The organism is Streptomyces sp. NPDC060209 (assembly GCF_042728155.1).
In the GTDB taxonomy this organism is placed as follows: domain Bacteria; phylum Actinomycetota; class Actinomycetes; order Streptomycetales; family Streptomycetaceae; genus Streptomyces.
In genome coordinates, this window is the sequence record NZ_JBHWZS010000381.1 from 1 (window position 1) to 7,376 (window position 7,376).

General features: G+C 68.5%; 8 protein-coding genes. 6 read left to right on the forward strand and 2 right to left on the reverse strand.

The genetic code is table 11. The features are described from left to right. The 3 genes from ACFWFI_RS38795 to ACFWFI_RS38805 form a co-directional block, all read left to right on the forward strand. On the forward strand, positions 1-1,350 hold a 1,350-nt coding region (locus ACFWFI_RS38795), incomplete at its 5' end, for a M16 family metallopeptidase (RefSeq protein ID WP_387399963.1). A 23-nt stretch (positions 1,351-1,373) separates the two neighbouring features. After that, positions 1,374-2,126, forward strand: coding sequence for a 4-hydroxy-tetrahydrodipicolinate reductase (dapB, locus tag ACFWFI_RS38800; RefSeq protein WP_387399965.1), 753 nt, complete (start codon positions 1,374-1,376; stop codon positions 2,124-2,126). A gap of 14 nt (positions 2,127-2,140) precedes the next feature. Further along, positions 2,141-2,593, forward strand: coding sequence for a tetratricopeptide repeat protein (locus ACFWFI_RS38805; protein ID WP_387399967.1), 453 nt, complete (start codon positions 2,141-2,143; stop codon positions 2,591-2,593). Positions 2,594-2,647: 54 nt separating this feature from the next. On the opposite strand, the gene ACFWFI_RS38810 is transcribed toward ACFWFI_RS38805, so the two are convergent. Both ACFWFI_RS38810 and ACFWFI_RS38815 read right to left on the reverse strand, forming a co-directional pair. Then, positions 2,648-3,199 (reverse strand): hypothetical protein, encoded by a 552-nt coding sequence (locus ACFWFI_RS38810; protein ID WP_387399969.1) that lies wholly within the window; start codon positions 3,197-3,199, stop codon positions 2,648-2,650. Between the two features lie 93 nt (positions 3,200-3,292). After that, positions 3,293-3,532, reverse strand: coding sequence for a hypothetical protein (locus ACFWFI_RS38815; protein WP_387399970.1), 240 nt, complete (start codon positions 3,530-3,532; stop codon positions 3,293-3,295). A gap of 175 nt (positions 3,533-3,707) precedes the next feature. On the opposite strand from ACFWFI_RS38815, the gene thyX reads away from it, so the two are divergent. From thyX to ACFWFI_RS38830, 3 genes are all read left to right on the forward strand, one after another. Next, positions 3,708-4,445 carry an FAD-dependent thymidylate synthase gene (thyX, locus tag ACFWFI_RS38820; protein WP_387399972.1) on the forward strand — a complete coding sequence of 246 codons (738 nt, stop codon included), beginning with the start codon at positions 3,708-3,710 and terminating at the stop codon, positions 4,443-4,445. A 161-nt stretch (positions 4,446-4,606) separates the two neighbouring features. Beyond that, a complete protein-coding gene (dapA, locus tag ACFWFI_RS38825) occupies positions 4,607-5,506 on the forward strand; it encodes a 4-hydroxy-tetrahydrodipicolinate synthase (RefSeq protein WP_387399974.1) in 900 nt (299 codons plus the stop codon). Between the two features lie 130 nt (positions 5,507-5,636). Continuing rightward, positions 5,637-7,322 (forward strand): ribonuclease J, encoded by a 1,686-nt coding sequence (locus ACFWFI_RS38830; RefSeq protein ID WP_387399975.1) that lies wholly within the window; start codon positions 5,637-5,639, stop codon positions 7,320-7,322. The last annotated feature ends 54 nt before the right edge of the window (positions 7,323-7,376 follow it).

Consider the following 7,376-nt stretch of genomic DNA (forward strand, 5'->3'; position numbering starts at 1 on the left):
CGCCCCTCCTCGGAGGGGCGGGCCGTCGCCCGTACCCAAACGCTTCTCAAGGGCAGCAACGGCATCGGCACCGTCCGCCGTACCGTCCTTCCGGGCGGTCTCCGGGTCGTCACCGAGACGCTGCCCTCCGTCCGCTCCGCCACCTTCGGGATCTGGGCCAACGTCGGTTCACGCGACGAGACGCCCACCCTGAACGGCGCGACGCACTACCTCGAACACCTCCTCTTCAAGGGCACGGCCGAGCGCAGCGCCCTCGACATCTCGTCCGCGATCGACGCGGTCGGCGGCGAGATGAACGCCTTCACGGCGAAGGAGTACACCTGCTACTACGCGCGGGTCCTGGACACGGACCTCCCGCTGGCCATCGATGTCGTCTGCGACATGCTGACCGGCTCCCTGATCGCCCCCGAGGACGTCGACGCCGAGCGCGGCGTCATCCTCGAGGAGATCGCGATGACGGAGGACGACCCGGGCGACTGCGTGCACGACCTCTTCGCGCACACCATGCTCGGCGACACCCCGCTGGGCCGCCCGGTCCTCGGAACCGTGGACACGATCAACGCGCTGAACCGCGGCCAGATCGCCCGCTTCTACAAGAAGCACTACGACCCCACGCACCTGGTGGTGGCCGCGGCCGGCAACGTGGACCACGCCACCGTCGTACGGCAGGTCCGCAGGGCCTTCGAGCGCGCGGGCGCCCTGACCCGCACCGATGCCGTCCCCACGGCACCGCGCGAAGGCTCCCGCACCCTGCGTGCGGCCGGCAAGGTCGAGCTGCTCAACCGCAAGACCGAGCAGGCCCACGTCGTCCTCGGCATGCCCGGCCTGGCCAGGACTGACGAGCGTCGCTGGGCACTCGGCGTCCTGAACACCGCCCTCGGCGGCGGCATGAGCTCACGCCTCTTCCAGGAGGTACGGGAGAAGCGCGGCCTCGCCTACAGCGTGTACTCGTACACCTCGGGCTTCGCCGACTGCGGGCTCTTCGGCGTGTACGCGGGCTGCCGGCCCAGCCAGGTGCACGAGGTCCTGAAGATCTGCCGCGACGAGCTCGACCGCGTGGCGACGGACGGCCTCGGCGACGAGGAGATCGGCCGCGCCGTCGGCCAGCTCGCCGGTTCGACCGTCCTCGGCCTCGAGGACACGGGCGCGCTCATGAACCGCATCGGCAAGAGCGAGCTCTGCTGGGGCGAACAGATGTCCGTCGATGACATGCTGGCCAAGATCGCGGCGGTCACTCCCGACGAGGTCCGGGCCGTGGCGGCCGATGTCCTCGGACAGCGGCCCTCGCTCTCGGTCATCGGCCCGCTGAAGGACAAGCAGGCCGACCGCCTCCAGGAAGCGGTCTCCTAACCACCCCGTAAGGAAATCAACACATGAGCAAGCTGCGCGTGGCCGTTCTCGGCGCCAAGGGACGCATCGGTTCCGAGGCGGTACGAGCCGTGGAGGCCGCCGACGACATGGAGCTGGTGGCCGCGCTCGGCCGCGGCGACAAGCTGGAGACCCTCACGGAGACCGGCGCCCAGGCCGTCGTCGAGCTCACCACACCCGCGTCGGTGATGGACAACCTCGGCTTCTGCGTCCGGCACGGGATCCACGCCGTCGTAGGCACCACGGGCTGGACCGACGAACGGCTCGCGCAGCTGAACACCTGGCTCTCCGGCTCGCCGGAGACCGGTGTGCTCATCGCGCCGAACTTCTCCATCGGCGCCGTCCTGACGATGAGGTTCGCGGAGCAGGCCGCCCGCTACTTCGAATCCGTCGAGGTCATCGAGCTCCACCACCCGAACAAGGCGGACGCTCCTTCCGGCACCGCCACCCGCACCGCCCAGCTCATCGCCGCTGCCCGCGAGAAGGCCGGCGCCGCGCCGCAGCCGGATGCCACGGCCACGGCGCTGGACGGAGCACGCGGCGCGGACGTCGACGGCGTCCCGGTCCACTCCGTCAGGCTCCGCGGTCTCCTCGCCCACCAGGAGGTCCTGCTGGGCGGCGAGGGCGAGACGCTCACCCTGCGCCATGACTCGCTCCACCACAGCAGCTTCATGCCGGGCATCCTGCTCGGCACCCGCCGTGTGGTGACCACTCCCGGCCTCACTTTCGGCCTGGAACACTTCCTCGACCTGAACTGACTGGGCCCAACCCCATGCGCGCAAAGCTCACCTACGTCGTCACCGCTGCCGTCCTGGTCTTCTACTTCGTCCTGGCCGGCAGCCGTGGCGTCCTGCTCATCCGGCACGGCACGCTGCTCACGGTCACCTTCGGTGTGGCGGTGCTGATCCTGCCGGTGATCGGCGTCTGGTTCCTCTGGAAGAACACCCAGTTCGTACGCAGGGCCAACGCCCTGGCCGCCGAACTGGACTCGGAAGGGGGCCTCCCCGTCGACGAGCTGGTGCGCACCCCGTCCGGGCGTATCGACCGCGACTCGGCCGACGCCGTCTTCGCGCGGCGCCGCGAGGAGACCGAGGACAGCCCGGACGACTGGCGCTGCTGGTTCCGGCTGGCGGTCGCCTACCAGGACGCGAGGGACACCCCACGCGCCCGTAAGGCGATGCAGCGTGCCATCGCCCTGCACACGAACAAGCCGGTACGCGCCTGAGCGGCGCCGTACCGGCTTGTGAGGTGCCTCTGCGGGCCTGTGGGGCCCCGGCCGTCAGTTGGTGCGGTATTCGTCGCCCCAGGCCTCGATCGAGTCCGTGGCACGCTCGAACGCCTCGGCGCGGGCCAGGAAGTCCGCGTTGTGGTCGGTGACCAGCGGCGCCAACGGCTCGCCGCTCTTGCGCACCACGACCAGGGCCTGTCCCTGGACGGTGCGCGGGAAACCGAGCCACTTCACCGGCTGCTGCACCGTGCGGACCGCTGCGGCGTTCTCCCACCGCACGGTGGTCGTACGGAAGAAACCCACCCGGCGTACGCCGTGCAGGCTCACCCAGGCACCGACCCGCAGCAGCCGCAGCGCGCAGGCGATCGCCACGGCGGCGAGCGCGAAACACGCGGTGGCACCGGACAGCGATCCGGCGAGCGTGATGATCATCGCGGCGAGCAGTACGAAGGACGCCAGCAGCAGCAGCGTGGCTGCCGCGGCGACCCGCCACGGGCCGGGACGGTAAGGCCGGCGCCAGCTGTCGTGGTCGTCGAACGGCAGCGCGATGTCCTCTGCGCCCGCGTCGAATGCGCGGTCGGCCGTCAGGAAGGGCAGGGGCACGACTGATCCTCACTCACAAGCACGCTCGATTGCTGTGCCCGGTGAGGCTACCGAGCAGCCCCCCGGCCGACCACCCCAGGGGGCCCGTACGGGTCAGCGATGCTGGGAAGCCTCGGACGTCTGACTGTGGGACGGCGTCCGCTCGGTGTCGAGAGCGGGGAGGCCGAAGAGCAGCGATCCGGCGAAGCCGGCGACCAGCGTCAGCCCTACGAGGGAACGAGCGGCCAGCTGGGAGCGACTGGCACGCTGGCGGGGAGGCGGAGTGACATTACTGCGGAACCGGTCGGCCTCGGCTACGAACGAGAACGGGACGGATTCACGCCGGCGGAACATGAGGAAGCTCTCCTTGAACTCTGGAACGGGTGCTGCTAATGAGTCAGACGTACGAGAGGCCCGATCGGTGCCCCGAATCGCCGAACCCGTCCAAAATTTCCCGCTGACGGATGCCGTCCATGGGGCCCGTAGAGTGGACGCCGCCCGAGCGACGCCATTGGAAGGACCCCCGCCGGTGACCGACACCCCCGAGCCCACGAAGGCCCACTTCCGCAGCGATGTCACCGTTGACCTGGTGAAATCAGCCGCCAGCGACTCCGACGTGCTGTTCGCAGCCCGTGTGTCCACGGCCGGCGAGCAGTCTCTGGAAGAGGTCACGAAGGACCCCGAGCGCTCGAAGGGGCTCATCAACTACCTGATGCGGGACCGGCACGGCAGCCCGTTCGAGCACAACTCGATGACCTTCTTCATCAGCGCCCCGATCTTCGTGTTCCGCGAGTTCATGCGGCACCGCGTGGGCTGGTCGTACAACGAGGAATCGGGCCGCTACAGGGAGCTCGAGCCGGTCTTCTACGTCCCGGGGGAGTCCCGCAAGCTCATCCAGCAGGGCCGCCCCGGCAAGTACGAATTCGTCGAGGGAACCCCGGAGCAGCACGAGCTCACGAGCCGCGCCATGGAGGCGTCGTACCGCCAGGCGTACGACGCCTACCAGGAGATGCTCGCCGCCGGAGTCGCCCGTGAGGTCGCCCGCGCCGTGCTCCCCGTCGGGCTGTTCTCCACGATGTACGCCACCTGCAACGCCCGCTCGCTCATGCACTTCCTCGGCCTGCGTACACAGCACGAGCTGGCCAAGGTGCCGTCCTTCCCGCAGCGCGAGATCGAAATGGTCGGCGAACAGATGGAACAGCACTGGCAGAGCCTGATGCCGCTCACTCATGCCGCCTTCAACAAAAACGGACGGGTCGCCCCGTAGGCGGTGTCCGTATTGCGACGTTTCGTGAAGTTCATCTAGGCTGATCAAACGGACCCGGCACTGCTTGAACCCCCGAGCAGGCAGTGCCGGGCTCCTCTTCCTCGTCTTCCTCGTCCCCCCGAGGGGGCACGACGCTCCGAGCAACGAGTAGCGTGTTACCCATGGCTCCGATCTCCACTCCGCAGACCCCCTTCGGGAGGGTCCTCACCGCTATGGTCACGCCCTTCACGGCGGACGGCGCACTCGACCTCGACGGCGCCCAGCGGCTCGCCACCCATCTGGTGGACGCAGGCAACGACGGCCTGGTCGTCAACGGCACCACCGGCGAGTCCCCGACCACCAGCGACGCGGAGAAAGACCAGCTCGTCAGGGCCGTGCTGGAAGCCGTAGGAGACCGGGCCCACGTCATCGCGGGCGTCGGCACCAACGACACCCGGCACAGCATCGAGCTGGCCCGTACCGCCGAGCGCACCGGCGCACACGGCCTCCTCGCGGTCACGCCCTACTACAACAAGCCGCCGCAGGAGGGCCTCCTCCGCCACTTCGGCGCCATCGCGGACTCCACGGGACTCCCGGTGATGCTGTACGACATTCCCGGCCGCAGCGGTGTGCCGATCGACACAGAGACGCTCGTACGCCTCGCCGAGCACCCCAGGATCGTCGCCAACAAGGACGCCAAGGGAGACCTGGGCCGCTCCAGCTGGGCCATCGCCCAGTCCGGCCTCGCCTGGTACTCCGGTGACGACATGCTCAACCTCCCGCTGCTCTCGGTCGGCGCCGTCGGCTTCGTCTCCGTCGTCGGCCATGTCGTCACCCCGGAACTGCGCGCGCTCATCGAGGCGCACCTCGGCGGAGACGTGCAGAAGGCCACGGAGATCCACCAGAAGCTGCTCCCGGTCTTCACCGGGATGTTCCGCACCCAGGGCGTGATCACCACGAAGGCCGCGCTCACCCTGAAGGGCCTGCCCGCCGGTCCGCTGCGCCTCCCTCTGGTGGAACTCACCGCTCAGGAGACGGCCCAGCTCAAGATCGATCTGGCTGCCGGTGGGGTACAGCTCTAACCACAGACTTCACAACTGAATACGCGAGGACACTCGCGGCGGAAACACCACCTGACAACAGCAAGTGCACGAATGACATGCGCGCCACGTGCCCTCAGCGGTACGTGGCGCGCGTGGTAAGGAGAGTCTTTTGAGTCATCCGCATCCTGAACTCGGTACCCCGCCGAAGCTTCCCAAGGGCGGCCTGCGGGTCACCCCGCTGGGTGGCCTGGGCGAAATCGGCCGCAACATGACGGTCTTCGAGTACGGCGGCCGCCTGCTCATCGTCGACTGCGGTGTGCTCTTCCCCGAGGAGGAGCAGCCGGGCATCGACCTGATCCTGCCGGACTTCACCACCATCCGGGACCGCCTGGACGACGTCGAGGGCATCGTCCTCACGCACGGCCACGAGGACCACATCGGCGCCGTTCCGTATCTGCTCCGGCTGAAGCCGGACATCCCCCTCATCGGCTCCAAGCTGACCCTCGCACTCATCGAGGCCAAGCTCCAGGAGCACCGGATCCGTCCCTACACCCTTGAGGTGACCGAGGGACAGCGTGAGCGCATCGGCATCTTCGACTGCGAGTTCGTCGCGGTCAACCACTCCATCCCGGACGCCCTCGCGGTGGCCATCCGCACGCCTGCGGGCATGGCCGTCGTGACCGGTGACTTCAAGATGGACCAGCTCCCGCTGGACGGCCGTCTCACCGACCTGCACGCCTTCGCCCGGCTGAGCGAGGAGGGCATCGACCTTCTTCTCTCCGACTCGACGAACGCCGAGGTCCCCGGTTTCGTGCCACCGGAGCGGGACATCTCGAACGTCCTGCGCACGGTCTTCGCGAACGCCCAGAAGCGCATCATCGTGGCCAGCTTCGCCAGCCACGTCCACCGCATCCAGCAGATCCTGGACGCCGCACACGAGTACGGCCGCCGGGTCGCCTTCGTCGGACGTTCCATGGTCCGGAACATGGGCATCGCCCGTGACCTGGGCTATCTGAAGGTGCCCGCGGGCCTGGTCGTCGACGTCAAGACCCTGGACGACCTGCCGGACGACGAGGTCGTGCTGGTCTGCACGGGTTCGCAGGGCGAGCCGATGGCCGCCCTCTCCCGTATGGCGAACCGGGACCACCAGATCCGGATCGTCCCGGGCGACACCGTGATCCTGGCGTCGTCCCTGATCCCCGGCAACGAGAACGCGGTCTACCGCGTGATCAACGGCCTGACCCGCTGGGGTGCGAACGTCATCCACAAGGGCAACGCCAAGGTCCACGTCTCAGGCCACGCCTCGGCCGGCGAGCTGTTGTACTTCTACAACATCTGCAAGCCGAAGAACCTGATGCCGGTGCACGGCGAATGGCGCCACCTCAGGGCCAACGCCGAGCTCGGTGCGCTGACCGGCGTGCCGAAGGACCACATCGTCATCGCCGAGGACGGCGTCGTCGTCGACCTGATCGACGGCAAGGCCAAGATCGTCGGCAAGGTCCAGGCCGGTTACGTGTACGTCGACGGCCTCTCGGTCGGCGATGTCACGGAGACGTCCCTCAAGGACCGCCGCATCCTCGGCGACGAGGGGATCATCTCGGTCTTCATCGTGGTGGACAGCTCATCCGGCAAGATCGTGGGCGGTCCTCACATCCAGGCCCGCGGCTCGGGCATCGACGACGGTGCGTTCACCGCCGTGGTGCCCAAGGTCGAGGAAGCCCTGAACAAGTCGGCGCAGGACGGGGTCATGGAGCCGCATCAGCTCCAGCAGCTGGTCCGTCGCACGGTGGGCAAGTGGGTTTCCGACACCTACCGCCGGCGCCCGATGATCCTTCCGGTCGTCGTCGAGGTCTGACACGGCGGCGGCTGCCAGGCCGCCAACCAGGAGCGGGGCGCCTCGATTTGCATC